Genomic DNA, 26,572 nt, shown 5'->3' on the forward strand with positions numbered 1-26,572 from the left:
TAGTGGTAGTTTTGATGACACGATTAAGGTGTGGCGTTTTTCTCCTTCCAGATTTTAATTTGTTTTAACCACGGTTATTATAAATATTTGAATTAGAGCGATCGCTATTTTTGTCAATTTTTCCTTGGGCAAATTAAAGGCGATCGCTTATTATTGATTAGCCAAAATATTTCTCATCATCTTAAAAAAGACTTTTTCAGTAAACCCTAATTATTGGATAGTTCTGCATAGTAATGGTATATAGGAAAAAGGAATATCTGGCACGGGAGCAAGATGCTCCCACTGTGGTGCCTCGTTATTTCAGTTATCAGTTACCAGTTATCAGTTATCAGTAAAAAACAGACATCTTCTCGGTCTGGAATGCTCCGTAAATAGATACCTAATGCAAATTTTTAGGCTGATAGCTGATAGCTGATAGCTGATAGCTATTTAACCCACTGTTCAAATATTTTTGCTCCAATTTTATACTGCTCATCATCAATTTTTTGAATTACTCCTGTACCAGTTAATACCTCAAGAGCATCTGCTATTTCTCCAATACTTAAGTCAATTTCTTGAGCTAGAGATTCAGTTGTTCCGATTCTCTGTTCTATCAGTTTTAAGTAAACTGATCGCTCAATTGCACTAAAACTATAACTCTTTTTTTTGTTATCCCACCAAGCAGAAAAATCTCCATCATACTGACGAATTAAGTTATTCATTAAACTATCTATTACATAAGATTGATCGGAATTTTTATAATCAAAAATTGTGTTGAGTAATTGTTGAATTAAATAGGGATGACCGCCAGACCATTCAATTATTTGCTCTATTTCTTCGTTAGTGAGGAAAATATTTTCAACTTGACGACGGTAGGCAATTAGCTCTTGCATATCTGCCTCTTTTAATGCTCCTAACCATTCTACTTCAGCAATGTTGAGCAGGGGAGAACCAACTTTTTGTTGATAATCTTTTAAGTCTTGATAACCAGAAAAAATCAAACCGACAAATGGTTTGAGGGCAGTGTCTGTATCTTTCAAAGCTCGGAGGTAACTCCAAGCATCGTTTGCCCATTCCTGACTCACAATAAATTCTGCACCATCTATTAAATAGCAAACACCCACAAAATTTTTCTTTTGCAAAGATTTCAGTATTCTTAGTAAGTCTTGGCGGAAATCTTCATTTATCAGACGACGTTCGTAGTCTGGGTTAGTTACTTTTAGGGAAATACCTACTTTTTTTATCTCTCCTCCCGAAATTTGTCTGAGTAAACGACGGTAACTTTTACGCCAATTAGATAACCTACCTTCTTTATATTCTGCTAAAGCTTCTTGGAGACGGGCAATCATTAAATAGCGCAAATGGTCTAAATTTTCTGGTCGCTCTTGTTGCAGGTTGAATAACACTGGAAATGGGCGATAGTCTGAATTGCTAGAGGTCAGAAACCGATGTTGAATCTCATTTAACAAGCTGGTTTTTCCCAGACGATGACCTCCTAATAAAATGCGTACTGAAAAAGGCGATCGCTCAATAGCTGCCAAAATATCATTGCGCCCAAAAAAGTAAAGGTTGTCTGATATTGGCAGTTTAAAATCTGGTCTTACGAAATTTGCCACTCTTGCGCCTCCTATTGTTTAAAAAAGTGGTCATATAGAATCAGGTTATAGAGTATATGTTTATAATTCTATCCACACTTTCTCACCTTAAATCTCCCAATCCCCTCATCTCATATAATACATGTCCGGATAATTAGTGATAAAAAACTTGTTATATAATAGTTTTCATAAGGCGTGAAGTACATCAATGATCCCCCGCGCATCCCCCTTAAAAAGGGGGACTTCCAGTTCCTTTTCAAGGGGGGTTAGGGGGGAACTCCTGACTCCTCTCTCGTTATTTATAACTATTCAACCGGATTTGATATCAGCACTCAGTAGTCAGCAAGATTATTTAACGAAGTTCCGACCCAGGAATCTAGCTGTTTGCGCAGTATTCCGGAACGGAAATGCTAAAAGCTGATAGCTGTTTGCGCAGCATTCCGGAACGGAAATGCTAAAAGCTGATAGCTACTTTATTTGCATTCGCAACCATTGAGACAGAAGCGGTAATCTTATTTGATACTCATCTTCTGTTCCTGACTCTTGCTGTAGAATTAAACCAACTGATTCTAACCACAGCAAAGCATCTAAACACTCACTTTCTGTGAATTGATTTTGCAGTTTTTTCAGTATACCAGATGATGGAATTCCTGACTCAAGTTTTTCGTTGCAAGCAACCAACCGAATAATTGCCATTGCTGACTGAAATTCCCGTTTTTCTATGTCGCTCCAAATATTTTGCCCGCAGTAATCTTTTAATACTCCTGAATAAGTGAATGGTTTGCTCAAATAACGTTGGGCATCAGCAAACTCGATATTTCCTTCATGTTCTGCTGCTACTTTCTTCGACAATAAACTTGCTAATTGGCGAGATACAAAGGGATGTCCGCCACTTCTAATATGAATTTCACTCTGAGTTTCTTGGTCAAAAGTAATTCCCATTAAGTTTCCAATATCAGTCAACATTCGATTGGTTTCATCCGCAGAAAAAGGCACGACAAAAATTTCCTTGAAAAAGTTAAACACAGGATTAGTGGGTACATTAGGTTGCTTCCATTGATTGATGCGATTAATATCTGGATGTACATCAGCTACCAGTAGAGAAAGAGAACGTTTTTCCTGACTGACTGCTCGTAATGCTCCGAAGAAAGCATTGCACTCCTCCGCTCGCTCCTTTGCATCTGTCTCTGTGGGAATGATGCGCTCAATTTCATCTAGAAAAATGAGAATGGGAAGTTGATAACCGAGTTGAGAGAGTTGTTGAGTCAAATTTTGCAACTGTTGAGTAAATTCTGTTGTGAGATGAGCAGCAGGGCGATCGCTCTCAAATAATTTAGGGGGACTCACCATTTTGGGGGAACGGGACTCAATTAGTTGAGATAGTTTTGACAAAATTTGATTAAACAACTCTGCACCATAATGTGGTTTGCTCCCGTAAGTTTGCAAGTCAATATGAACTAAAGGATTTTCTCGCATTGCAAATCCCAATTGCAACAACAAGGAAGTTTTCCCAGACTTGCGCAAACCAAAAATACCAATACCCTGACCTCGACGTAGATTTTCTTCCAAACGTTGTAGTAGTTCCCCTCTACCAAAAAATGAGAGGGTATCACCGATAGCATTGCGGTCATCAAATAGGTCTGCTCCTGGTAAATAGCGTTCTGTGTATTCTGCTAAAAGTCCTGAAGATTTTTCCTCCTGTTGTAGTGATTTTTCCACTGCTGTTAGAGGAATGGGAATGAGGATAAAGCGATCGCTCAATCTTACCTTCGTCATTTCCACTCGGAAGAGAGTATCTGGAGGTTCCCGATAGAAAATAATTCCCGCTTGTTGTTGGTTTGATTTTTTCATTTTTGTTGCCTGTTGCACTAGATCGACTATATCTTGAGCATCGGGTTGTTCTGTTGCGAAGGAGACAGGTAGGGGAACGTAGGGTTTGAGCTTGCCCTCAGCAGAGGTGATTTGCAATCCATGTTTGCCATTATCGCTAGCTGTTGCTCCTGCTTTTTGCAGAAATTTTTGTATTTCAACTTTTAATCTATCTGTCACTTCTCGATTTTGTCTAGCTCGAAGTCTGGCTCTGATCCAACGTAGAAATAAATCTGGGCGATACCAGAATAATAAACCTCCAGCTAGCATTAGGGAACTTAAAGTTAGGAATAAACCTTGGCGGAATTTTCTAGCATAGTGACTTCTAATCTCTGACTTGAAACTGACTAGAGATTTACGAATTGGTTCTTCCCGTTCATCTCTTGTCAAAAGTTCCAGCAAAGCATCTTTCCCCGATACTTGATTATAGTGAAGTCTGATAAAGTCTTCCATCTCTCGTAGTGCTTCTTCTAAATATGAGACAGCTTGTTCCAACTCTGACAATGAGGGAGCTTGAGAAATAGGTCTGCGTTCAATATCTGCTGCCATTTCTCGAAAAATTGATGCGGCACTGGAGCGCACCTGGCGTTCAGAATTGCTTAAAGCATTGGATAGAGTTGGTGCGACAGACATCCCCATGCTTCTGAGGGCAAATTTAGCGCTGGCAAGAGCTGAGGTGTTCTTAGTTTTGAGAGCATCAATTAATTGGGGAACTGCGGGAAGACCGATCTCTATCAAGGAAAAAGTTGCTCTCAAACGCACAACTTCATCTGTGTCTTCTAAGGCAGCAATCAGAACTGGTATAATGGTATCGGGGTTTTGATTGAATTTTCCTAATGCTTTTGCTGCCTGACTGCGAACCTGCCAATTTGGATTAGTTTCGAGTTGTTCAATATAAGTTTCAATCTTGGTATTGTAGGTTGGGTTAAGCGCTAGCGCAACCCAACTCAATTTTTTGTCTGTTGGATTAAATGTTTGATTTGTTGGGTTTCGTTCCTCAACCCAACCTACAACTAATGTGATGTTGACAAGAGTAATAGTCAAGACAAGTAACTTAAATTTCATAATTAATTCAACTCTACTTTTTACTGTGGTGGGGTGCGATCGCTATAGATTAAAGGTAGGTCTCTATCTTTTACCCATTCTGGCTGTTTGTCTAGTGAAATTGTCATTGTGCCATCTTCAGAAACTTTGTAGATGTATTGGCGATCAGGACAGAATTTAGAGTCTAAATTTGGTATTGAATCAGGCCACTTTCCTTGTTTTTTAGCTAGTTCCTTGACTTGCAGAATTTTCTGGGTGAATTCTAGTTCTAGCATATATTTTGCTGCTCTAAGTTCTTCATTTGCCGAAATTATCCATATACGCATGGAGTTGTCCAAAAGATTCCACCATGCCAGATTTGGTATTACTTTTTCTTCTGGAGAACAAACATTTCTTGTAGGTAAACCCTCAAGTTCATCAGTCATTGTTCCATAATAATCAACTGCCGATAATCTCAAATAAGACGTTGATAGAGGATTACTAGAACTTAATAATGTCAGTACACTTGTATCTCTGTACAAATCAAGATTTCTCGTAACATTATACAGACTCAAATGCCATTCTTCTATAGTTTTTAGAATAGATAAGGGATAGTCATGTTCGAGCAAACGTTCCTGCCAATAAGGTGAGAGATTATCAAGCTTACGAATAACTCCTGTCTGAAACTCACCTATAGTCAATGCAAGTGATTTACCAGTTATGAAGCTGTAATTTTTAAGTAACTGACTAATTCTCCAGGAGACTTCTAACATTTCTCTAGCTTCCTGATTTTTTCCCTGACGTTGTTTTTCTAAAATATCTAGAGCCAGAATTTTTTGAAAGTTAGTAAATTCAGGCGAGTCTAGTGGTGAGACAACTGAATAATCCCCTTTTAACAGATAAATAGTCTCGAACACTGTGTTTAGTTTAGGTAATTCACTATTTAAAACATGATTCTGAACTTTATTCAAGGCATCAGCTTTAGACTCTAAATAATTTTGTAACTCTTCTGGTGGGGGTTCAATCTCATCATTAGGTTTTGAGATTTGATTATGAATATATTGGTCAAGAGATTCCTTAATCTTCTCAAATTCATCATGAGAGCCATCAAAATCTGGATGATACCCCATATAGTCTCCAAATTTAAAAACGCCTTGACCATCTGTTTTGTCAATTAGTCCTAATCCAAATTCTTTTAACAATATAGCTTCCAGTTTCAAAGCAGAATCATTAGGTTCTGGATCGGGATATTGTTCCTCTAATTCCTTCACTTTTTGTGCAATTTTTCTATCAATCTCCTTTTCTAAGTAAGAAGCTAGAAGATTTCCACCTATCATCCAGACTGCCAACAACCCAATTACACCAAACACATACCAACGAAAAAATGTGAGTTTAGATTTAAACATGACGACAACAGAAAGTTCAAAAGTTTAAGAAAGCTAATTCTATCAAGTCATTATTAAGTTTAACTCACTATACAAACAGGTAAAAATTCCTATTGCGACATACGCAACAGAAATGAAACTGAGTAAAAACTCCTATTGCGACATACGTAATAAAACCAACAATAGAAATGACAGGATTTACGCGCGGACACTACATCGAGAGGGCGAATGCCATTCGCCCCTACATATCGCGACATACGCAATAAAAATCGTGCTATTGAATGGATTTGATATTAGTTAGTCATCTGGAAATTGCCAACAAGAAATACGTTCGATATGGGAACTTTTGCAGTTCGGACATATCCCTTCAAACGAGGAATCTACCCATTCATATCCACAGTTGTGACAATGACAAAATATATTATTAGTATTAGCTAACTCAATTTTTTCTGCCAAGCTTGCAATAACGAAATATCTTCTTTTTATTATTAGTTTCTGACATTTCTCTTTAAGATATTCAAGTTAAGGCGTTGCTGAATTGAAGTATGAATGCGCGATTGTTTGGTTCTGGTAAAGCCCCCTAAATCCCCTAATTTTGGGGGACTTTTAGAGTCTTATTCCCCCCAATTTTGGGGGGCTAGGGGGGCAAAATCATACCCAGAATCACCAACACATCAAGCCCCCTAAATCCCCCAATTTTGGGGGACTTTTAGAGTCTTATTCCCCCCAATTTTGGGGGGCTAGGGGGGCAAAATCATACCCAAAATCAGCAACACCCAAATTAACATATAGGACTAAAGGATATTAATTGGTAATATAAAGCATACAAAACTTTTGAAAAGTCACATTAATAACTTCTGACTTCTGACTTCTGACTTCTGACTTCGTTAACCCTCTCCCAACCAAGCAAAAGCTCGACGCAACTCAGCAGTACCATTTTCTTCATACCATTTTCCGTGGGATAAAATAATTTTTTGAGGCTCCCATTCTAACATCTCCTTAAAACATTCACGAGCTTGATTTTTTCGCCCCCAAAATGTTGCTCGCAAATCCAGTGGTGTTTTACCATTTGGAGCTGCACAACCAATCAACCTTATTAGAAAACCAAATTTTTTACTAACTTTATTTAGCTCAAAATTTTCAATCAAATCTGCCAGAATAAGTGTAGAACTTTGGCGGTGAAAAAAAACTACTTCATCCATAAATCTACTACCTCGAAAAATTAATTGAGCAATTTCTTCTGACCATTCAATAGGTGCTTCATCTGCTAAAAAAGCATGAAAAGTAACCTCAATTTTCTGTTGTGCTGCTCGTTCTAAAACTCCTGGTGATGCCCATGCAGTAGCTTCTGGATAAGCTTTTGCCCAATTATGAATGTAAGTATAATGAATTTTGTTAGGTGATATTAAGTGACGCACTACACCTAATTTATCAATTTCTGCTTTTAATTGTGGGGTTAATTCTACAGGAGAATGACACCATAATTCACCATTTTTTAGTCGCACAATTGTCATGCGTGTAGGAAATTGAATCCTGGTTCCATACATTGCCATTGTGACAATTCCCCCATCAACAATCCAAATGTTTTCATCTACTATTTTAGGAATATTAATTGGTTCATATAAATCGACCATATTTTTACTCATAGGAAAATTTTTTTTTAGTTTTATCCTTAAGAAGGAAGAAGCAAGAAGGAAAAATATTGCTCTGAATTTTAAGCTTTATTTAGTGCATCGAATTTTACTTGTAGGTGCGTTACGCTGTCGCTAACACACCCTACTGGACTTCTGACTGTTCCCTGTTCCCTATTCCCTGTTCCCTAAAACGTAGAAAACTGCTGTAATTTACTAACTAAATGGTCAAAATAAGGAGCTAATTCTGCTTGCTTTTCCTCAGAAAATCTTTTTAAGCTAGCCGTTTTAATAGCTTCTAAACCTAACACCATTGCTGATAGTGGTACAAGCAATTCTTGATAAAGTAAATTCATATAATGTAGACCTTCAGCACTGGTAAAATCAGTCCGATCACCAGCAATTCCATAAGTAATACAACGTAAAAAATGCCAGAAGTCTCGCCAACAAGCTTCAGCTCGTGCTGGTGGATATAAATCGCCTCCTTCTGCTGTAATATTCGGATATTTTGCTAATACTTTTTCCCTAGCTTCATTAACAATTTCTGCTGCACTATCTCGAAGCAAACTAGCAGCTTCAAGAGAAAAAGTTGGCATTTTTGCAGAATTTTTGAGTACCTGTAAATCATCATCTGTTAAATAACGACCTTCATCATCAGCCATTTGAAATAGTTGAATTAATTCTGTTGGTAAAACCCCTTCCCAAGTTTTAAAACTAACTATTCTCGCTTTAGGAATTAATTGTTTGGCTGTTTCAGTTAAAGATGTAGGTTGTTGTAAACGCAGCTCTTTCAGGGTTTTATCAATAAAGGACAATTCTGGGTGTTTTTCCAATTTGGCCATTACCTGGGATTTAGACATCTTGACTTTTTTCGCTGTTTCTATAGTGTCATTGACAATACGCTCCCGATACTGCTCTAAGCCTGTGATTACTTCTTCTATTTCTTGAGCTTTTGGTGTTGAAGTATTGGCTTCTATAGTTTCAGACATAATGACTTTCTCATCAATTTTTGTATTTTCCTGAAATTTATCATCCCAGATTGAGGGATTAGTTGCTAGTATTTGTAAAGAAACGTAAATAAAATTAAGGAAGCCTTAACATGGAAATGAACCAAATTCAGTTATACTTAAATAGCTCTAATTCTCAAGAGAGACTCAAAGCACTGACCGAGTTGAGAAATTATGAAAGTGAAATAGCAATTCCTTTGCTCATAACTAGACAGCGCGACCCAGAATTTATAGTACGTTCATTTGTAGCAATGGGATTGGGTAATAAACGCAGCCCAGAATCATTTAAGATATTACTGGAAATGATGAAAAATGACCAAGACTACAATGTGCGAGCTGAAGCTGCAAACTCCTTATCTAAATTTGGAGAAGAGTCAATTCCTCATTTACTGGAAACATTCCGTCAAGACGATAATTGGTTAGTACGTCGGAGTATTCTTGCTCCTCTTACAGAAATGCCATTTCCTGAAGCACTCTATGAAGTATGTATTTGTGCGATCGCAGGGGAAGATTTGACTGTCAGGGAAGCTGCTATTCATGCTTTAGGTGCTTTGGCGGGAACAATTAAAGAAACTGAAGCTTTACAAAAACTTTTAGATTTTGTCAGTGCCAAATCTTGGATGACCCGGTTACGAGTTACTCAGGCGTTAAGGAAATTTGAAGACCCTCAAGCAAAAGCAGCTTTAAGTTATTTGAGCAAAGACGAAGATTATAGGGTAGTAGCTGCAACTTTGGAGAGTTCCTTATAACAGATAATATCAAATCCGGTAGCATCGGTGTAATTAGATGGGGAGATGGGGAGATGGGGGACCCACCCCTAACCCCTCCCTGGAGGGGAATATGGGAGGATGGGGATGGGGACCCACCCCTAACCCTCCCTGGAGGGGAATATGGGAGGATGGGGAGATGGGGACCCACCCCTAACCCCTCCCTGGAGGGGAGAAATATTTGGTAATCGTTGAAGATGGAACATTTTTTACGTGCCGAATTAAACGGATTTGATATAAAATATAGACCGCAATTTGAATGAGAGTATCAATTTAAGAAATGCGGTCTGCTTGAGAGTTGATACCTATGGAGGTTCTGCTGGTTTGCGTAGCATTCCGCAGGAAAGCAGAAACTAAACATTAAAATGTCGCTATATAAGGTTTTATACAGCATCCTGCTGCTGCTATAATACGAAATATAATAGGCGCTAACGCTATTTAAGGAGATAGTCAATGACTGTAGAATTTAAGCACGTGATGCTGATGGTAAAAGATGTACTGGCATCGGTGAAGTTTTACTCCGAGGGTTTGGGGCTAACGGTTAAAACTGCTAGTCCAGGCTGGGCTGAACTGGATGCAAACGGTACGACTATTGCCCTCCATGCAGCGGAAAATCCACAAGGCAGTGATTCTCCGATTCTTAGTTTTCATGTAGAAGACGTACAAGGGGCGATCGCAACTTTGGAATCTATGGGAGGTGCATTAGAGGGAAGAGTTCGAGAACCATCATTCGGGAAAGTAGCAGCTATGCGCACTCCAGATGGTTATCTAGTCAGTCTTTTGCAACCTACAAAAGTCAATAAGTAGTAATATATATCTATGTATCCTAGAAGCCAGGTTTTTCAGATATACCTGGTTTCTTGATACTTCAACAGTCTATTTTTCCGTGGCAAAATAGCTAGTCATCAGATTTGGATCATTGAGGATATACTTAGAGAGTAAAGCACCCAGTACTTCGAGATTATTGTGCTAGCCAATCACGATGCAGTTGGCAAGCTACCCTAAACCAGTTCATCATTAAGGGATGGGAAATGTTGAGCCGGAGTTGGAGAGTTTATCTTGGCAGGAATTAGTGAAATTTACTCAGGAATTATCTATTAATGATCGCTTGTTATTAGTGGATGTAATTAATCAGTCTATTCGAGAGGAAATTGGTAGCGCTAAGGCAGTTACTTCTTCTGTTTAAAGTCAAGGCGATCGCCTTATAGAAATAAGAAAGCGATCGCTTACCATTAAAGCGGTCCAACTACTGGGAACACATTAGTATTTGCCCCGTAAGCAGCCTCCCTAATTCGGTTCCAATCAAACAAATCTCCTGGATCAGACTTACGACCTGGCGCAACATCTTCGTGTCCTGTAAGATGAGTAATAGAGGGATATTTATTTAATAAATCTTGGGTTAACCACTCCAAAGACTCGTATTGGGCTTCAGTGTAAGAATAGAAATTTCCATCGGGATTCACAATTTCAATACCAATAGAGTAGTCATTAACATCAGAGCGACCGTTTAATTCTGAAATTCCGGCGTGCCATGCTCTGTAGTTAGTATCTACCATGTTTACGATTCGGCCGTCTTGACCTATGACATAATGAGCAGACACACGCTCTTCTCGGGGTATATCTGTCCTTTGAAACCAGTTAATTGTGCCGTCGATATTACTGCTTCCTGTGTGATGGTAAATAATGCTGGTTACATCTGATGGACCCCCAGGGCGATTTCCAAAATTGGGGCTAGGAATCCATTCAATAGCCAGTGCTTCTGATGTTGAGGAAAAATTATTATTACCATTAACTATAGCACCGCTAATATTATCCCAAGTAATGTAACCTCCCTCAAAGTCTTGACGTGTAATTCCATTCCAATCATATTCTGCACTGGTAGGTGCGCCTAGATATCCTTCAAGTCCGTTATCGGTTTGTCGGTACTTCTCACGAATTCCACCGTAGAGGGGGTAAGCGCCGTATTGACTCTTAACAATGGAACCACCCTCAAACTGTCGATACTCGTAACCATTGTAGTAAATGATATCGGTAGTAGGACTACCTAGTTTCCAGGAGTATTCTTGATAAACTTGGTTAATATCATTAGATGGAGTGTTAATGTAATTAGATGGAGTTGGTGAACTCAAGGGAAGCTCCAGTAAGTTAAAGACTACTTCATAGCTGGTAGATAGGTTTGGGTCTTGTGGAGCATTGACTTTGGCATAGTAAGTGCCTGGAGATAAGGAATGAATAAAACCACCCTGTCTGACGGAGTAAGCTCCCTCGATCTGCTCATTCGCACTAATGGGTTGCTCCGAAGCGTTCATGATTTCGACATCAATTAGATGGTTGTAGTTATCAACTTTATAGCTCAATGACCGGGGTTCGGAAATTTCAAACTGGTAGAAGTCAGCAAAGTCACCACTGTTAGTTCCTACAAAATCAGAAATAGGGATGCGCTGACCTGTGATATTGCCCAACTGACGTGCTGTAGAAAAGTTTTCTCCCGCTAGGTCTATCGGTCCTGGCGCATAAGCTATATAGGGGTCAGGAGTAAAGAAATCAGCTATACCTTGACCTACGTTCTGAATTCCTTGACCTACGTTCTGAATTCCATTCCATAAAACGTTGCTGGCTTGTCTAGTTGCACCAGACACAATATCTGGACTCTCGTCCCCCTGAGCATCAACAATTACAGCTTGATTAATCGTCGCCTCGCCAGTTAAAATATCTACCGATTCATCTGTAGAAATATCTACTGTTGGTTCATCAATTAGTAAATTTTCAGGTAGAATTATATTATCTGAATTATTTACCTGTGTAATTGGAACAGACAATGATTCGGCACTAGGAGTAAGTATTAATGGATTATTAATATCTATTTCTGGTAAAATCGTATTGGTTGTTTCTGAATTAACACCCGTTAAATCACTTAAACTATTAATATCATCTGGCAAAAACATGGTAGATTTCTCTGAGTAATTGATGATTTTTATACTTAAAGATTTGATACAAATTGCTTGAATTACTAACAGTTATGATATTTGTATGAGAGAGATTTGTCAGTGATAAAAAGTGTCAAAAAGTAACCAGTTTATATTTTTATTAATTTGGAAATAACGGCCTTTTTGTTAAATATTATTTGGGCAGAAAAGTGGAACAATGAATGTAGATGATGCCTTGGATATAGTAGAATTTGTCTTAGATAAAGACAGTAATTTTACAGATGTACAAGAGATTATCTTCCGGGAATGTTGGCAGGGGAAATGTTCTTATCAGGAGATAGCAAAGATTTATGGTTATGAATATGAGTATATTAAATCTACGGCGGCTAAACTTTGGAAATGTTTATCGGTTGCTTTTGGTGAAAAGGTAAAAAAAGGTAATATCAAGTCAGTAATTAAGCGTTATATAAGGCGACAGCATATTACTTTTAATCGTAATGTTTTTGAGATGAATTTTAGTTGCGGTGCTAAGAATAATGCAAAATCTCAATCCTGTCAATTATATACAGATAAATTTAGCATTGCTGAAGAAAAAGAAAATCAAAGGGAAATTATTGCTACCCCAGGGTTAGAAAATAACCATAATAACTCGCCGTTTTCTAAACATTCTCAGTCCTTACTCCAAGAAGCTGAAACAAAAATCGCAGAAGTTTTAGACAGTATAGGCGTGACTTTTTTTGTGAAGCCAAATATTAGATTAACTACTCAAGAAGGTAAGTGCAATTTGCAGCCGAGTTTTGCCATCTACTATGGAGGAAAACTAGGAATTATAGAAATTGATGAGACAGAAAAAGGATTAAATAATGGGGTAGTTAGTCAGACAGAAAAAAATAGCGATCGCTTACTACAAAATACTAATATTGATATGGTGAAACATTATGATGATATTAGGTGTTTTTTAGAACCGGATTTAGTAATTAAAGAATTTTTAGAGACATTTATTGTGTAGAAACGGGGAAAAGTATTATACCAATTCCCACGCATTAACGCTATACTTTGAACTTCAGTTATTAAGTAGTGCTTGCTGATTAAATATCAAAGTATTTATAGATAAAGGTTTTAGCTGCTTTAGGTTTAAAAAAAGTGCCAGCTTTTCGGTCAAAAAAGCTCAAAAAACTAGCATTTTGTGCAAGAGTTGGGCAGAAAAATTAAGGGACAATTCTTACTCTTACCTCCTCTACATTCCCTGTTCCTCCTGTCTCCTGTCTTCCCCTCCTGGGAGGGGCTAGGGGTGGGTTGGGAGGGGTTAGGGGTGGGTTGTCTCCTGTCTCCTACCCCAGCAAAAAGACTTTTGAGCGCAAACCCTAAGTAGTTAACACAGCTCGAATAACTTTTTTGCTAATTAGCAGCTCAGTTTAATGTTAATTATTCTTATTTTTACTTCCCCTCCTGGGAGGGGTTAGGGGTGGGTTCACTCCCTGTAGGGACGTTCCATGCAACGTCCCTACTCCCAGACCTATCCGTGTATCCGTGCCATAATCAGTGTGAGCCACTCCCCCACTCGGTGCTCCTCCCGGACCTATCCATGTATCCGTGCCATAATCAGTGTGAGCCACTCCCCCACTCCCTCACTCCCCCACTCCTATACGGGCGATTCGCGAATCGCCCCTACTGACTCCTGACTCCTTCTTCAATCCTTCAAAGTCGATCGCATAGTGGGGAACATAATGGCATCCCGAATACTTTGAGTATTGGTCAATAACATCACTACACGGTCAACCCCAATACCCATCCCACCACAGTTAGGCATTCCCAAGGATAACGCTTGAATAAAATCTTCATCCATTGGATGTGCTTCATCATCTCCTGCATCTCTCTGAGCGATCTGTTCCTCAAAACGTTGGCGTTGGTCTTGAGGGTCGTTTAACTCGGAGAAACCATTGGAATATTCTGTACCGTGGATAAATAACTCGAATCTTTCGACAAAACCTGGTTTACTGTGATGTCTTTTTGCTAACGGACTGACTTCTACAGGAAAATCAATTACAAAAGTAGGTTGAATTAAAGTTGACTCTACTTTTTGGTCGAAAACAGCATATAAAAGATAACCCAAACTTTGTGTTTCTAACTTCGATAATTTTAGGTTTAATTTTTCTACAGCTTTAATAGCTTCTGACAATTCTAAGTTATCAAAATCTAGTCCTGTTTCATCCTTAACTGCTTCTACCATTGTTTTAACTTGCCAATGTTTGCCAGTGAAATTAGGATATTTTTGACTATGGTCATATTGACGTTCTAAATTAATAATTTGTCCTTGATATTCTATCTCTTTTATATCTCCTAAAACATTGGTCATACAATAACAAATAACATCTTCTACCAAACCCAAAATTTCAAAATAATCTGCATAAGCTTGATAAACTTCTAGGGAGGTAAATTCAGGATTATGGGTACTATCTATTCCTTCATTTCTAAATACTCTGCCTAATTCAAATACTCGTTCAAAACCACCACAAATTGCCCGTTTTAAAAATAATTCTGTAGCAATTCGTAGATATAAATCAACATCTAAAGCATTATGATGGGTGGTAAAAGGTCGAGCAGCAGCTCCTCCATAAATTGCTTGTAAAACTGGTGTTTCTATTTCATAAAATCCAGCATCCCAAAGATATGTACGAATACTTTGTAAAATTTTACTCCGCATTCTAAAACGCTGTAAAGATTCGGCATTTCCAGCTAAATCCATTTCTCGATGACGACGACAAATTTCCGGGTCATTTACACCATAATAAGAGTCAGGAAATGGAATAATAGCTTTGGAAATAAGCTCGAGTTTATTTACCTGAATTGATAACTCACCTCGGTTAGTACGACAACTAATTCCTTCCGCACTAATAAAGTCTCCCACATCCAGGAGTTTTTGTATTTGTTTAAAGCCTAAACCAGGGTCTCCCTTAACTAATTTTTTCTCAATTTTAAGTTGAATTTTTCCACTTTCATCTGTTAGGTTAATAAAACCAATACTACCACTATCGCGCTTAGAAGTAATACGACCACAAACTTTTAATAATTTTTCATCAGGGTCTGCTTCCCCTGGTTCTAATTCTTTTGCTGGAGGGGAAAATAGGTCTATAACTTGTTGAGCAGTATGCGATCGCTCTACTGCTTTACTAGGATAGGGGTCTATTCCCAGAGAGCGTAATTCATCAACTCTTTGTGAACGAACTTCTGCTTCGTTCCTGGTTTCGCTTTTAGGCATTGGTAGTTGTATTCTATATTTGGTTAATGAGGTTAGTATAATACCATAGTTTTTCTGTTTATAGGAGGTGATAAAGATTAAATTATTCCAAAGTTATTTGGAGGTTAAAAGTTTGGGATTGAAGAAGGAAGAAGGAAGAAGGAAGGAGGAAGAAGGAAGAAGGAAGAAATAAAAAGGAAAAAGTGGATGGAGATAGTGAACGATCTGCCACTTCGTATATCATAACCCCAACTAATTAACTAATTGTAAATATTGTGTATACGGCGGGGTATTCAAGCCAAAATAAAAAGATAAAAATAATGTTATTGAAGGTTGTTTTTGTTTTTAATAAGATTTGAAATAGACAAAAAATTAATGGCAAATATTTTTTTAGATATCAATATTTGTAAGCATTTCCTACGGAATGCTGCGCAAACAGCTATTAGCAATCAGCTAGCCTCCTCCGGAGGAACTACGCTCTTCAGCAATTAGTAATAAATAATTACTTCTAAGGTTTAGTCCAGGGACTTTAACAGTAACTTTTACGCATCTTAACTAATCAGGACTTACGCAAAGGCACTATTTATATAGTACAAGTACTATTGTTCAATAGTTTTTAGCGCTATATGTTTTTAGCGCTATATATAGCGTATCTGCGTAAGTCCTATAATGTTTTTACTACTGCTCTATAAAACTGATACAAAGCGTCACATAACGTGACAATCTGATGTTTACTTCCTGCTTCTTGTGAGGCCGTCGGCGGTTACTCATCCACAGGCATTCACGGTCGAGCCGACCGCATCTCTCAAATTTATACTGGCGTTTAAATCTCTATCTATTGACAAGCCACATTCAGGACAATCATAAGTCCTTACATTTAATGGCATATCCTGAACATGACCACAGTTAGAACAAGTCTTTGATGATGGAAAAAACCTGTCAACTAATACTAACTCAGAACCATACCACTCACACAGAGCATGCAAGTTGTCTCCTAAACTCATAAAATCACTATCTGCTAACTGATTTAGCTAGCTTATGGTTAGCTAACATACCACTAACATTTAAATCTTCTATGACAACTCTGCCGTGGTTCTTGGCTAGATATGTTGTCAATTTATGAAGTGCGTCTTTGCGGATGTTAGCTACTTTTGTGTGTAGCTTGGCAATTTTCAGTTGTATTTTTCGCCAATTAGCTGAACCAATTTCTTTATTCCGGTTTAGATATTGTAGTTGAGAAAGCTTGGCTTCAAACTGGCGATATGACTTGACACTTTCAAAGACTTTCCCATCACTTAAAGTTGCTAATGTCTTAATGCCTAAATCTACACCTACAACTTCAGTAGTTTTTGGTGTTGGATGAGGAGTAAATTCATAACCCAAACTTAAGTACCAATCACCTGCGTGTCTACTAATAGTTATTTTTTGAGTAGTTGCTTCAATTGGTTCATAGGTTTTGACAATACCAATAAAAGGTAATTTGTGACTCCATCCGTTTAGTTCTATTGGTTTTCCACTGGTTTTCAATTGTAAATGAATCAGACCTACCTTTCTTCTTAAACTTTGGGTATTTTCCTAATCCTTTAAAGAACCTTTTGAATGCTTCACCTAAGTTGATCAAAGCATATTGGTAAACCTTAGATGATAAGTTTTTCATCCAAGGATATAAAGGCTTTGTGTGGTTAGTAAAAACCTCTCTGAGCTTACGTTTGCGCAGCATTCCGCAGGAAATATTTGGCTTGTAACCATCTTGATAAGCAGCATTCCATAAACTTAAGCCCCAGTTATAAACCCATCTTGAATAACCTGCATGTTGAGCCAAGAGGGTTTTCTGCTGGTTATTTAGTTTGAGCTTTGTACGAATTGACTTGTACATATTTCTAGCTATTTTTTGAGTTGACTACTGTATTTTTTCAACCCAGAGATAACTAGCTGATTATACTGCGTTATAACGTAAATTGTCAACTAAGTCAAAACTCCCTCGCTCCCCACACTCCCCTACTCCCCCACTCCCCTACTCCCCTACTCCCCTACTCCCCTACTCCCCCGCTCCCCGCTCCTTTCCCAAAGCAGCAGGAGGTGTAGATTTACCTGCTAAACCAATCAAAGCTAACAAAGCAATAACATAAGGCAACATCTCTAAAAATTGATAGGGAATATTCAGATTAAAAGCTTGAACTCTTAACTGCAAAGCTTCTGTTGCTCCAAATAATAAACAAGCTAAAACTGTATTAACGGGATGCCATCTACCAAATATTATGGCTGCCAAAGCAATAAAACCTTTTCCACTACTCATGCCTTCGGTGAAAAATTGCACATGAACTAATGCTAAATAAACTCCACCTAAACTTGCCAAACAACCACTAAAACCTACACTCAAATAACGCACTAAACTAACAGATATTCCTGCTGTTGCTGCTGCTTGAGGATATTCACCAACTGCTCTTAAAGCTAAACCCCAACTGGTATTAAAAATTAGATAAGTACAAACCGGAATTAACAATAAAAGTAAATAAAATAGTGGGTCTTGATTTAAGAATATTCCTAAAATAGGCAAATCTTTTAATCCCAAAAAATTGATAGTTTCAATACCTGGTAGAGCAATTGTGCCACTGTCAAATAATACCCTAGCTCCATAAGCAGTTAATCCCGATACTGCTAAATTTATTGCTAAACCAGAAACTAATTGATTGACTTTTAAACTGACACAAAGATAAGCATGAATTAAACCTAAAATTCCCCCGGCAAAAATTGCTACTAAAGTTCCTATCCAGACATTTTCTGTGGAAATAGAAACAGCCGCACTAACAAAAGCTCCTGTTAATAACATTCCTTCTAAAGCAATGTTTAAAATGCCGGAACGTTCGGAAAATATTCCACCTAAAGCGGCAAAAGCTAAAGGTATAGAAAGTCGAATTGTGGCAGATAAATAATCAGAGAAAAAGTCGATATTTGTCATTTTTTGATGAAAAGTTAGTCATTAAACGGTGGTGCATTGTAATGGTGGTCTATTGTAATTATTTTGGTTAAGGGAATAGTGGGAGCATCTTGCTCCCATCCTATATAATAATTTAATTGCTCCCTTCCTATTTATTCTTAATGAGGTACAATTGCTCCTTTCCTATTTATTCTTAATGAGGTACACCTGTCGCGGGCAAGATGCCCGCACTACAAAGGTTTTATTATTAATACAGGACTTACACAAAGGTACTATTTATAGAGTAAAGTAACTGTTGGACAATAGTATTGAGCGCTATATATAGCGTATCTGCGTAAGTCCTAATTAATATTTATCTAAATGTTGGCATTTATACCTCACATTCCGCAGGGGAGCGCCGGGATGAATGCCAATCAATCTTGCGGTTTTACAGATAATCTGTTAACATACAAATATTACTTAACCAAAAATCAAGGTTAAGATTACTCTAACTGTTCAATCAAGTCGCCGAGGGGCACTCGGAGAAGTTAAACGGACACGGAGGAAGTGTTAGACTGGCTTTGCCTGCATTTTCCAGTGAGGTGTCAACCCGCCCTGAATCTTTCAAGCAGCTTAGTCTGTTTGATTGATGGATGGGAATTCCGCGTTGTCTCGTAGAGCAGCGTCGGGAGGATGTCAATCTTCATCAGGTACACCCGTTGCGGGCAAGATGCCCGCACTACAATATTCGGTACTTAGGCAAAGGCACTATCTATAGAGTTGATTAACTATTGGACAATAGTATTGAGTACTATATATAGCTTATCTGCGTAAGTCCTGATTATTAATATTCATACTTTATATCTTAGAATCTGTTGTAAATCTTTTTCTTTGCTCTTCAAACGCTAAACTTATTGCTAAAAACAACACTGTCAAACCTTGAATAGCATAAACAATAGTTATGGAAACCCCCGCACTCCGCTGCATCACATTTGCCCCACTCCTGAGAACGCCAAAAAATAGAGATGTTAAAACTACTGCCAGTGGGTTACCTCGACTTAATAACGCAATGGCGATCGCGTCAAAACCATAACCAGGAGAAAAGTTTTCAAACAACCGATATTTGGCTCCCAATACTTCTGCGCTTCCTGCTAAACCTGCTAAACCACCGGATAAACCCATGACTGCCAGAATAGTCTGGTTAACAGAAATTCCGCTGTAACGAGCTGCAGTAGGGTTTTGTCCGACGGCATCCACTTGATAACCGAAAGCTGTCAACGACAACACCACCGCTAAAATTATCGCAATAGCTAACCCCAATAAAATTCCGGCGTGAGCTTGAGTTTTGGGCAAAATTATTGGTAAACGTGCTGACTCGGCAATGAGAGGAGTGTAGGGACTGGGGGCGTCGGGGGCGATAAGTGGTTCATTCACCATGTAATTGACAAAATTTTGAGCGATGTAGTTGAGTAATAGGGTAGTCAACACCTCGTTTAGACCACGGGTAACTTTGAGAAAACCAGCGATCGCTCCCCAAAATGCTCCGAGAAGAAAACCTGCTGTCAATGCTAGGGGTAAATGTATCCATATTGGGAAATTAGGCAAATATAGTCCGGCGACAACACTACCTAAAGCACCCATATAAATTTGCCCTTCCCCACCGAGATTAAATAAACCTGCTCGTAATGCTATTAATATTCCTAAACTTGCTAACAATAGTGGGGTAGTTTTGCTGAGGGTATCGCTGAAACCAAAGTAGGTTGTGAGAGATTCTTGGAATAGAGCGGTATAAGCAGTTACAGGGTTGGTTTTTGCTAAGAGCATTAAAGCTGCTCCTGTTAATAAGGCGGCGAATACGGCGAATATTGGGAGTAGAATTTTCTGCATCAGTTCGTAGTTGGGTTTTGGCTCCTAAAAATTTTATCTCAATATTATGTCTGTTTTTGTTCGTCTACAATAAAAACAATAAACCGTAGGTTGGGTTAAGCGGCAGCGCAACCCAACAGAAAACTTCTCAACTTGCTCTACTATTATGGCTGTATCACCACCGTTGATTTTTGTTGGGTTTCCTTTGTCAACCCAACCTACACAATACTACTAATTTTTGGAGATATTTATTTGGTTGTTCTGCATAGCAATGGTGAGATCGTAGGTTGGGTTAAGCGACAGCGCAACCCAACATATACCTGGAATTTTCACCTAATTGGCTTCCTGTAACATTACGGTTGCACCGCCACAGTTAATTTTTGTTGGGTTTCCTTACGTCAACCCAACCTACACAATACTACACAATAATGATAGAGCGGCTGAAACGATTATATGTTACAGTCTACAAGTCTTTGCGCGAGAGAAATGCCATCAATAAAAAACCAATCAAACCATATCCCATCCCTCCACATCGGTAGGTGTCCTTTGTAATGCACCCACGGCTCCAAAAATAGGTCACCCAATTCTAACCATTTTTCATCTTTACACCATCCTACTGTTTCACCAAACTCATGCCATACATTAATACCATACTCCCTCGTACCACCCAAACTTTGATAAATTTCCTTTTGCACAGAAAAGCCAAACTTACCATCACTATATTTTACCCAAAGCTGGTCTATTATGTGGAGATCTTTACAAGGAAATTTATCTATATCTTCCACATCCAGCCGACCTTCCCTCTCTCGCCCTGCAACTTGTAACATAACTTCATAAGTTTCCTCATCTGCCTCTCTCCATTTCTTAGCAGCTAAGAATTCACGCAGTTTAAAATATTTAGGAGGTAAACTTTGTTGTGGTGAAGCTTCCAGAAGTTTTTTAATTGAAGCATTTTGAAAAATACAATTATCCTGGTTTTTTCCCTCATTGTTTGTTTCAACGCAAAGTAATTGTTTAATTTTCGGGTAATTTTTAAGCCAATAACTAGCATTTCCTATTTCCCGATCGCTGGATGTACATTCAGAACTAAGTATGATGGAATTATTTGATTTAAGAGATTTATTAACAGCATCTTTTTCTAACTCAGCAAGTAGTTGATTATTATTCTTGAATTCCAAAAAAAGACGGGGATATCTGAGAGTAATAGCAGTAAATTGAGCTATTTGTTCTGTGGTTATTGTTTCTCTTTCAGCAAAAGTAACTCCAATAGAATAATAGGCAATATAAATCCTGAGTCTTAGTAAATTAATATATTGTTTTAAACGACGGGGATTATAATCAAAAAAAGGAGCAACCATCTCTATAACTTGAGCAAAGCTTTCTGAATCTAAATCTTTTTCAATAATTGGAAAAATAGGTAAATCTGGAAATGAAGTTTCAGCCTCTTGAAATTCTGAATTTTGTTCTGAAACAGAAGAATCTTCTACCTCTGTTTTTTCGGCTTCCTCTTCTTTTTGTGAAAATATTCTGTCTTTAAATTTTTCTATCCATTCTTTTGTATCATTAAATTTTGCGGGCCAATCAAATACTTCAACAATTAAACTATGAGGAATCCAAAAAAAACGTTTTTCTTGTTTTTCTGGAGAAGTTTTTATTTCTGACATTTTTTCAACAAAACTATCCAACGTATTTTGAGAAGGTGCAGGAACTAAAAAAGATAATTGCACAAACTTTTCCATAAAACTAAAACCATAATCAACCTTTTTGATCAACTTCTGAGTTTCATTTTCCTCTACTTGATTTTCGGCGATCGCTGAAGCTAAAAAAGGAATAATATTTCTTTGTTTAAAACTTATTGCTGCTGCTACTTTTTCCCGGTCTATACCCAAAATAAAAATTATATTTGGGTCATTAGAAATCATCATATTTAGAGCTTGCAATAAATCGGCAGATTTACCCAATTCACAACGGTCAAGGTCATCTATAAAAACATAAATTTTCTCATTTTTGCCCACATAAGCATTGACAATTTTAGAAAAATCCTCGTGAAACTTTTCAATAAAAGCAACTTGTTTCTCATAATCAGGATGCTCAAGATATTGAGTCAAATCCATTTTCTGGTCGCCAATTAAATCCTTTAATATTGCCAGAATTTTTCCTACCCCAGCAAACCCAGCACCATAACCTCCCAATTGTAACCAGAAACTTAAAAGTTGATTATTTTCATCTTCTTTATTATCAGTTTTTTGCTCGTCTTCTTTATCTTCCCCTTCTTCCTCTGAATCTGTTTGAACAATATCTGCTAACTTTTCATACCACGGTAAAACACCCGCGATTTTATCTGGAAAAAATACAACAAATGGAACAGAAACAATAATAGTTGCCATCAACCATATTATTACCAAAGTTTGGATAAATTTCATTGGTTTATTTTTCCAGTCAAGACGATTACCGATTAGAATTAAGTAACTCCAGAAATTATATAAAATATCGGATAAATTACGATTCTTAGACAATTGTTCTAAAAAGAAAGAGCAAAAGTCGCCCAAAGAGATTCAGACTTTTCATGTCGCCAAGCATTAAACTCAACAGTTTGAGTTTCTTGTTTGAATTTTAATCTGAAATATTCACAGATATCTGATACATCGCTGAAAATAATCCGGTCTTTTTTAATTTTCTGCCAAACTTTCTTTAAATCTTCCTTATCTAATTCTTTAGACTTATTTTTAACCTCAACTTCAAGTTGTTTCATAAAAGAAGACTTACCGCTACCCCATTCACCCTCGATAGAAATAGTTAGTGGCGGTTTAGTATCTTTATCAGTTAAAAACTCAGCCATTGCTATAACATAAGGGGCAAAACCAAGTTCATCATTTGTCGTAGGTTGGTCGCCCAAGGTAATAATTTGCTTTGAATTTTCTGTAGAATATAACATAATTTTAAAAGTCAATAATTAAGGAACTGTAATTATGATGCTTAGAGAACAACAAAAAGTTAATTTAAAAATTATTCTCACAGAGCGTCTGAAAATTTCCTACTCAGAAATTGCTGAGTTTTGCCAACGCTGGAATATTACTGAATTAGCTTTATTTGGCTCAGTATTGCGAGAAGACTTTCACCCTAATAGTGACATTGATATTTTAGTAGTTTATGATTCTTCTTGCCAGTTAACATTATCAAAATTATTAGATATGCAAGAGGAATTAGAAATAAAGTTTGGACGTGCAGTTGATTTAGTAGAAAAAGCTATGATTAAAAATCCCTATCGTTTAGCTAATATTTTAAATACTTATCAAGTAATTTATGCAAAACAATGATAGAGATATTGCTTCAGTTTGGGATATGGTACAGGCAATTCGTCGAATCCAGGAATTTACTACTGATGTAAATTACAGTGAGTATTTAGAGAACATTTTGATACAAAGTGCAGTAGAGCGTCAATTTTAAATTTTGGGTGAAGCTGCACGTCGAATATCTTTAGAGTTTCAACAATTACACCCTCAGTTAACGAAGTCAGAAGTCAGAATTCAGAAGCGGTGCGACCCCGCGACGACGCCAGTCGCAAGGGAACGCGCACCAAGAGAGTCAGAAGTTATTTTTGTAACGGGGATTTGAGCAATGCTCCAAAAATATTACGCCTTAAAAGGCGGGGTTTTAGACCCATATTATTTTGATAAATTGGCGCAGTCTTATTGGTTTAATAAATATTATTGCTCATCGCTATGATGAGGTGATACCAGAAATTTTGTGGGGAGTTATTGCGTCAGATATTCCTATTTTATTAGAGCAGTTAGAGGTTTTATTGCCTCCTCTTTCTAATGAATGAAGATGTTTGGTTTCAATGCCTCAAAAATTGTGTTACTTATATGATATAATCAACTAGCAAAATTATCAGCAATTAAGGAAAAAAAGTCGATTATGGCAACTTATTTAATCACAGGAAGTAATCGTGGTATTGGGCAAGAATTATGTAAAAAAGTTCATAGCAAAGGTGACAAAGTAATTGCTGTTTGTCGTCAATCTAATCAAGAGTTAGATAATCTGGGAGTCCGTGTAGAAACAGGAGTAGATATTACTTCTGAAAAAGATATTGCTAACTTAGTTAACCATCTACAAGGGATAAAATTAGATGTATTAATTAATAATGCTGGAATAGTCGAAAGAGAAAGAAATTATCTAGATGATTTAGATTTTGATAGTATTCGCAAACAATTTGAAGTGAATGCTATAGGAACTTTGCGCCTAACTCATGCTTTATTACCCTTGATGGAATCTGGCTCAAAAATTGCTATTATTACGAGTAGAATGGGTTCAATTGATGATAATACTTCCGGCGGTTCCTACGGTTATCGAATGTCAAAAGTTGCAGTTAGTATGGCAGGTAAATCTTTATCTGTCGATCTAAAACCACAGGGAATTGCTGTAGCAATTTTACATCCTGGTTTAATTAGTACTAGAATGACAAATTTCACAGGAAGACCTCCAGCAGAAGCAGCAGAAAATTTGTTAGCTAGAATTGACGAATTAAACTTAGAAAATACAGGAACTTTTTGGCACGCAAAGGGTGGAGTATTGCCTTGGTAATTTCAGTTATCAGTTATCAGTTATCAGTTATCAGTTATCAGTACTTCTGCGCAGAAATTTGGGATATTTCTTCAATATTGAGAGGAGAATATTTTTATTATGTACTTACAGCAATTTTGAGGATAGTGAGGTACAGTTATAAGACTATTTATTCCTGTATTTCCAGCTCCAGTGTTCCCTGTTCCCTCAAACAAAAGAATTTTGTACCTCACGCTTTTTGGGAATTGCTATAGAATAGAGTAATGCCATAATAGTAAAGATTAGGAATAATGCAGAAGTAAGTAGATGACTAAACACCTCCTTGCTTCTGTTGTAAATAACTAAATGCTTTCTTCCTTCTTCCTTCTTTCTTCTTCCTTCTTGCTTCTTCACTCAAATTCTACATTTTCATAGATATCTGACAAAGAGATTTGAAACTCCACCGAACTAAAAGATAAAATAGCACCATCACCTTCATATTCTGACAACCACCATTTGCCATCCTCAGTTTTGCTAAACTGTTCCACATAATATCTGTATTGGTCAATGAGAATATATTCCCGGAAACTATTTACTCTGCGATAATACTCAAATTTTTGCCCCCGGTCGTAGCTTTCTGTCGATCGCGACAATACTTCAACAATTATCTGAGGATTAGTAATAGTATCTCGCCTACCTTCGGCATAAATAACTGGAGTAGAAATTACCATCACATCTGGATAAGTGTAAATATTTTTTGTCGGTATTGATAAGCGCAAATCGCTCATAAAAGTTTCGTAAGATTGACCTTTGGTGCCATACTTTAAGGCAGAAACAACATTTAGTCCAATTCGATTGTGATTTAATGTACCTCCAGTCATGGGTATTATTTCTCCATCACGATATTCACTTCTAAATTCAGCGGTTTTTTCCCGCTCTAGATACTCTTCGGAAGAGTAGCGGGTTTGAGTTGCTTGCATTTAGTTTTCTCCTATTCAACTATCATAATACTAACAGTTTATTTCTGAAATTTGAAGTAAGAAGGAAGAAGGAAGAAGGAAGAAGGAAAATATTACTTTGTCTGAGTTTTAAGCATTTATTAGGAGTTAGCAATTAGGAGATCAATGAGATTCAAATCCCATCCTCTTTCTAGTCCAGTAGGGTGTGTTAGCAGTAGCGTAACTGAGTAAAACCCTATATCTACAGGACTTACGCACGGACAATAAATCCAGTGAGGACGTTAGCGGAGCTTTGCGTTAGCAAATGCCATTCGCCCCTACACCTCTGCTCCTCCGCTCAAAAAAATTCTGTCGATCGCTGGATTTAGTATTACAATGAATATGTCAATATAAACTATGTGATTAAAATTATATTATGCAAAAATTTATTAGTCTATTTTCCCTCATCGCATTATTACAATTACCAATAATTGTTCAAGCCCAAGAAGAAATAGTAGACCCCATAGAAAGAGTAGTTGCTGCGGGATTAATGACCAAAGATGCAGCCGGAAAATTTAATCCTAATGAAATTATTAGTAGAGCAGAATTAGCATCAATTTTAGTCAACACATTTGATTTAGAAAAACGTGCATTTTCTCAGAAGCCAAATGTTGAATTAAAAGATGTTTCTGCAAATTATTGGGCTTATAATGATATTCAAATTGTTCTAAAAATGGCGTAATGAGTGGCTATCGTGAGGGAATGTTTTTCCCAATTATAAAATTAATCGGGCAGAAGCATTTGCGATTTTGCTCAAGCTTATGGTGTTTTTCAGTTCCCTGAAGAAAATACTAAAAAGCTATTAAATAATTACCCAGATTCAGACAA

Annotated in this window: 25 protein-coding genes and 1 pseudogene; 11 read left to right on the forward strand and 15 right to left on the reverse strand. The window is 37.4% G+C overall.

Going from position 1 to position 26,572, the window contains the following annotated elements:
* Positions 1-425: 425 nt before the first annotated feature.
* The 5 genes from SAGCYANO_RS37280 to SAGCYANO_RS37300 form a co-directional block, all read right to left on the reverse strand.
* Complete coding sequence (locus tag SAGCYANO_RS37280) at positions 426-1,595, reverse strand: ATP-binding protein (protein ID WP_202224646.1); 1,170 nt, start codon at positions 1,593-1,595, stop codon at positions 426-428.
* Positions 1,596-2,042: 447 nt separating this feature from the next.
* Complete coding sequence (locus SAGCYANO_RS37285) at positions 2,043-4,508, reverse strand: HEAT repeat domain-containing protein (protein WP_202224647.1); 2,466 nt, start codon at positions 4,506-4,508, stop codon at positions 2,043-2,045.
* Positions 4,509-4,528: 20 nt separating this feature from the next.
* Positions 4,529-5,872, reverse strand: coding sequence for a hypothetical protein (locus tag SAGCYANO_RS37290; RefSeq protein WP_202224648.1), 1,344 nt, complete (start codon positions 5,870-5,872; stop codon positions 4,529-4,531).
* Positions 5,873-6,738: 866 nt separating this feature from the next.
* Positions 6,739-7,485: a DUF4336 domain-containing protein gene (locus SAGCYANO_RS37295; protein WP_237397056.1), complete on the reverse strand. Its 747-nt coding sequence runs from the start codon at positions 7,483-7,485 to the stop codon at positions 6,739-6,741.
* A gap of 185 nt (positions 7,486-7,670) precedes the next feature.
* A complete protein-coding gene (locus SAGCYANO_RS37300; protein WP_237397057.1) occupies positions 7,671-8,471 on the reverse strand; it encodes a phycobilisome protein in 801 nt (266 codons plus the stop codon).
* A 116-nt stretch (positions 8,472-8,587) separates the two neighbouring features.
* On the opposite strand from SAGCYANO_RS37300, the gene SAGCYANO_RS37305 reads away from it, so the two are divergent.
* From SAGCYANO_RS37305 to SAGCYANO_RS37320, 3 genes are all read left to right on the forward strand, one after another.
* A complete protein-coding gene (locus SAGCYANO_RS37305) occupies positions 8,588-9,238 on the forward strand; it encodes a HEAT repeat domain-containing protein (RefSeq protein WP_307786287.1) in 651 nt (216 codons plus the stop codon).
* Positions 9,239-9,709: 471 nt separating this feature from the next.
* Complete coding sequence (locus SAGCYANO_RS37315; RefSeq protein ID WP_202224652.1) at positions 9,710-10,063, forward strand: VOC family protein; 354 nt, start codon at positions 9,710-9,712, stop codon at positions 10,061-10,063.
* Between the two features lie 217 nt (positions 10,064-10,280).
* On the forward strand, positions 10,281-10,442 hold the full coding sequence (locus SAGCYANO_RS37320) for a hypothetical protein (RefSeq protein ID WP_202224653.1): 162 nt from the start codon (positions 10,281-10,283) through the stop codon (positions 10,440-10,442).
* 46 nt (positions 10,443-10,488) lie between these two features.
* Here the strand turns inward: SAGCYANO_RS37320 and SAGCYANO_RS37325 are convergent, their stop codons facing one another.
* Positions 10,489-12,201 carry an N-acetylmuramoyl-L-alanine amidase gene (locus tag SAGCYANO_RS37325; protein WP_202224654.1) on the reverse strand — a complete coding sequence of 571 codons (1,713 nt, stop codon included), beginning with the start codon at positions 12,199-12,201 and terminating at the stop codon, positions 10,489-10,491.
* A gap of 199 nt (positions 12,202-12,400) precedes the next feature.
* Here SAGCYANO_RS37325 and SAGCYANO_RS37330 point away from each other — a divergent pair, with 199 nt between their 5' ends.
* Complete coding sequence (locus SAGCYANO_RS37330) at positions 12,401-13,192, forward strand: hypothetical protein (RefSeq protein WP_202224655.1); 792 nt, start codon at positions 12,401-12,403, stop codon at positions 13,190-13,192.
* A 412-nt stretch (positions 13,193-13,604) separates the two neighbouring features.
* On the opposite strand, the gene SAGCYANO_RS37335 is transcribed toward SAGCYANO_RS37330, so the two are convergent.
* From SAGCYANO_RS37335 to SAGCYANO_RS37365, 7 genes and pseudogenes are all read right to left on the reverse strand, one after another.
* Positions 13,605-13,799, reverse strand: a complete 195-nt coding sequence (locus tag SAGCYANO_RS37335) for a hypothetical protein (RefSeq protein WP_202224656.1) — start codon at positions 13,797-13,799, stop codon at positions 13,605-13,607.
* A 74-nt stretch (positions 13,800-13,873) separates the two neighbouring features.
* On the reverse strand, positions 13,874-15,442 hold the full coding sequence (gene lysS / locus SAGCYANO_RS37340; protein ID WP_202224657.1) for a lysine--tRNA ligase: 1,569 nt from the start codon (positions 15,440-15,442) through the stop codon (positions 13,874-13,876).
* A gap of 746 nt (positions 15,443-16,188) precedes the next feature.
* Positions 16,189-17,297 (reverse strand): annotated as a pseudogene (locus SAGCYANO_RS37345) (RNA-guided endonuclease InsQ/TnpB family protein).
* A 162-nt stretch (positions 17,298-17,459) separates the two neighbouring features.
* Positions 17,460-18,380, reverse strand: coding sequence for an ABC transporter permease (locus SAGCYANO_RS37350; protein WP_202224658.1), 921 nt, complete (start codon positions 18,378-18,380; stop codon positions 17,460-17,462).
* Positions 18,381-19,196: 816 nt separating this feature from the next.
* On the reverse strand, positions 19,197-20,162 hold the full coding sequence (locus SAGCYANO_RS37355) for an ABC transporter permease (protein ID WP_237397058.1): 966 nt from the start codon (positions 20,160-20,162) through the stop codon (positions 19,197-19,199).
* 491 nt (positions 20,163-20,653) lie between these two features.
* Positions 20,654-22,720, reverse strand: a complete 2,067-nt coding sequence (locus tag SAGCYANO_RS46550) for a GUN4 domain-containing protein (RefSeq protein WP_237397059.1) — start codon at positions 22,718-22,720, stop codon at positions 20,654-20,656.
* 5 nt (positions 22,721-22,725) lie between these two features.
* Positions 22,726-23,139 carry a P-loop NTPase fold protein gene (locus SAGCYANO_RS37365; RefSeq protein WP_202224660.1) on the reverse strand — a complete coding sequence of 138 codons (414 nt, stop codon included), beginning with the start codon at positions 23,137-23,139 and terminating at the stop codon, positions 22,726-22,728.
* Positions 23,140-23,173: 34 nt separating this feature from the next.
* Between SAGCYANO_RS37365 and SAGCYANO_RS37370 the strand changes: the two genes are divergently transcribed.
* The 5 genes from SAGCYANO_RS37370 (at position 23,174) to SAGCYANO_RS37390 (ending at position 24,788) form a co-directional block, all read left to right on the forward strand.
* Positions 23,174-23,521, forward strand: coding sequence for a nucleotidyltransferase family protein (locus SAGCYANO_RS37370; protein ID WP_237397060.1), 348 nt, complete (start codon positions 23,174-23,176; stop codon positions 23,519-23,521).
* Positions 23,508-23,651, forward strand: coding sequence for a hypothetical protein (locus tag SAGCYANO_RS37375; protein WP_202224661.1), 144 nt, complete (start codon positions 23,508-23,510; stop codon positions 23,649-23,651). The genes SAGCYANO_RS37370 and SAGCYANO_RS37375 overlap by 14 nt, the downstream gene beginning before the upstream one ends.
* Before the next feature lie 3 nt (positions 23,652-23,654).
* Entirely contained in the window at positions 23,655-23,819 is a 165-nt protein-coding gene (locus SAGCYANO_RS37380; protein ID WP_202224662.1) for a hypothetical protein, read from the forward strand.
* 55 nt (positions 23,820-23,874) lie between these two features.
* Positions 23,875-24,030 carry a DUF86 domain-containing protein gene (locus SAGCYANO_RS37385; RefSeq protein WP_202224663.1) on the forward strand — a complete coding sequence of 52 codons (156 nt, stop codon included), beginning with the start codon at positions 23,875-23,877 and terminating at the stop codon, positions 24,028-24,030.
* 92 nt (positions 24,031-24,122) lie between these two features.
* Positions 24,123-24,788 carry an SDR family oxidoreductase gene (locus SAGCYANO_RS37390; RefSeq protein ID WP_202224664.1) on the forward strand — a complete coding sequence of 222 codons (666 nt, stop codon included), beginning with the start codon at positions 24,123-24,125 and terminating at the stop codon, positions 24,786-24,788.
* Positions 24,789-24,974: 186 nt separating this feature from the next.
* Here the strand turns inward: SAGCYANO_RS37390 and SAGCYANO_RS37395 are convergent, their stop codons facing one another.
* Complete coding sequence (locus SAGCYANO_RS37395; RefSeq protein ID WP_202224665.1) at positions 24,975-25,160, reverse strand: hypothetical protein; 186 nt, start codon at positions 25,158-25,160, stop codon at positions 24,975-24,977.
* Positions 25,157-25,726 carry a Uma2 family endonuclease gene (locus SAGCYANO_RS37400; RefSeq protein ID WP_202224666.1) on the reverse strand — a complete coding sequence of 190 codons (570 nt, stop codon included), beginning with the start codon at positions 25,724-25,726 and terminating at the stop codon, positions 25,157-25,159. The genes SAGCYANO_RS37395 and SAGCYANO_RS37400 overlap by 4 nt, the downstream gene beginning before the upstream one ends.
* On the opposite strand from SAGCYANO_RS37400, the gene SAGCYANO_RS37405 reads away from it, so the two are divergent.
* The gene (locus SAGCYANO_RS37405) at positions 25,717-25,863 is read left to right on the forward strand and encodes a hypothetical protein (RefSeq protein WP_202224667.1); all 147 of its coding nucleotides are present in this window, start codon (positions 25,717-25,719) and stop codon (positions 25,861-25,863) included. The genes SAGCYANO_RS37400 and SAGCYANO_RS37405 overlap by 10 nt on opposite strands.
* A gap of 257 nt (positions 25,864-26,120) precedes the next feature.
* Complete coding sequence (locus tag SAGCYANO_RS37410; protein WP_237397061.1) at positions 26,121-26,426, forward strand: S-layer homology domain-containing protein; 306 nt, start codon at positions 26,121-26,123, stop codon at positions 26,424-26,426.
* The last annotated feature ends 146 nt before the right edge of the window (positions 26,427-26,572 follow it).

This window comes from Okeania sp. KiyG1, assembly GCF_014132355.1.
Lineage (GTDB): Bacteria > Cyanobacteriota > Cyanobacteriia > Cyanobacteriales > Microcoleaceae > Okeania.

What these genes read in the sequence shown, in the direction of transcription:
- SAGCYANO_RS37375 (WP_202224661.1), top strand. Translation starts at nt 23,508, where the DNA reads ATGCAAAACAATGATAGAGATATTGCTTCAGTTTGGGATATGGTACAG.
- SAGCYANO_RS37325 (WP_202224654.1), bottom strand. Translation starts at nt 12,201, where the DNA reads ATGTTTTTGCCAGATGATATTAATAGTTTAAGTGATTTAACGGGTGTT.
- SAGCYANO_RS37295 (WP_237397056.1), bottom strand. Translation starts at nt 7,485, where the DNA reads ATGGTCGATTTATATGAACCAATTAATATTCCTAAAATAGTAGATGAA.
- SAGCYANO_RS37320 (WP_202224653.1), top strand. Translation starts at nt 10,281, where the DNA reads ATGGGAAATGTTGAGCCGGAGTTGGAGAGTTTATCTTGGCAGGAATTA.
- SAGCYANO_RS37285 (WP_202224647.1), bottom strand. Translation starts at nt 4,508, where the DNA reads ATGAAATTTAAGTTACTTGTCTTGACTATTACTCTTGTCAACATCACA.
- SAGCYANO_RS37330 (WP_202224655.1), top strand. Translation starts at nt 12,401, where the DNA reads ATGAATGTAGATGATGCCTTGGATATAGTAGAATTTGTCTTAGATAAA.
- SAGCYANO_RS37400 (WP_202224666.1), bottom strand. Translation starts at nt 25,726, where the DNA reads ATGCAAGCAACTCAAACCCGCTACTCTTCCGAAGAGTATCTAGAGCGG.
- SAGCYANO_RS37350 (WP_202224658.1), bottom strand. Translation starts at nt 18,380, where the DNA reads ATGACAAATATCGACTTTTTCTCTGATTATTTATCTGCCACAATTCGA.
- SAGCYANO_RS37390 (WP_202224664.1), top strand. Translation starts at nt 24,123, where the DNA reads ATGGCAACTTATTTAATCACAGGAAGTAATCGTGGTATTGGGCAAGAA.
- SAGCYANO_RS37355 (WP_237397058.1), bottom strand. Translation starts at nt 20,162, where the DNA reads ATGCTCTTAGCAAAAACCAACCCTGTAACTGCTTATACCGCTCTATTC.
- SAGCYANO_RS37370 (WP_237397060.1), top strand. Translation starts at nt 23,174, where the DNA reads ATGATGCTTAGAGAACAACAAAAAGTTAATTTAAAAATTATTCTCACA.
- SAGCYANO_RS37290 (WP_202224648.1), bottom strand. Translation starts at nt 5,872, where the DNA reads ATGTTTAAATCTAAACTCACATTTTTTCGTTGGTATGTGTTTGGTGTA.
- SAGCYANO_RS37315 (WP_202224652.1), top strand. Translation starts at nt 9,710, where the DNA reads ATGACTGTAGAATTTAAGCACGTGATGCTGATGGTAAAAGATGTACTG.
- SAGCYANO_RS37365 (WP_202224660.1), bottom strand. Translation starts at nt 23,139, where the DNA reads ATGTTATATTCTACAGAAAATTCAAAGCAAATTATTACCTTGGGCGAC.
- SAGCYANO_RS37305 (WP_307786287.1), top strand. Translation starts at nt 8,588, where the DNA reads ATGAACCAAATTCAGTTATACTTAAATAGCTCTAATTCTCAAGAGAGA.
- SAGCYANO_RS37410 (WP_237397061.1), top strand. Translation starts at nt 26,121, where the DNA reads ATGCAAAAATTTATTAGTCTATTTTCCCTCATCGCATTATTACAATTA.
- SAGCYANO_RS37300 (WP_237397057.1), bottom strand. Translation starts at nt 8,471, where the DNA reads ATGTCTGAAACTATAGAAGCCAATACTTCAACACCAAAAGCTCAAGAA.
- lysS (WP_202224657.1), bottom strand. Translation starts at nt 15,442, where the DNA reads ATGCCTAAAAGCGAAACCAGGAACGAAGCAGAAGTTCGTTCACAAAGA.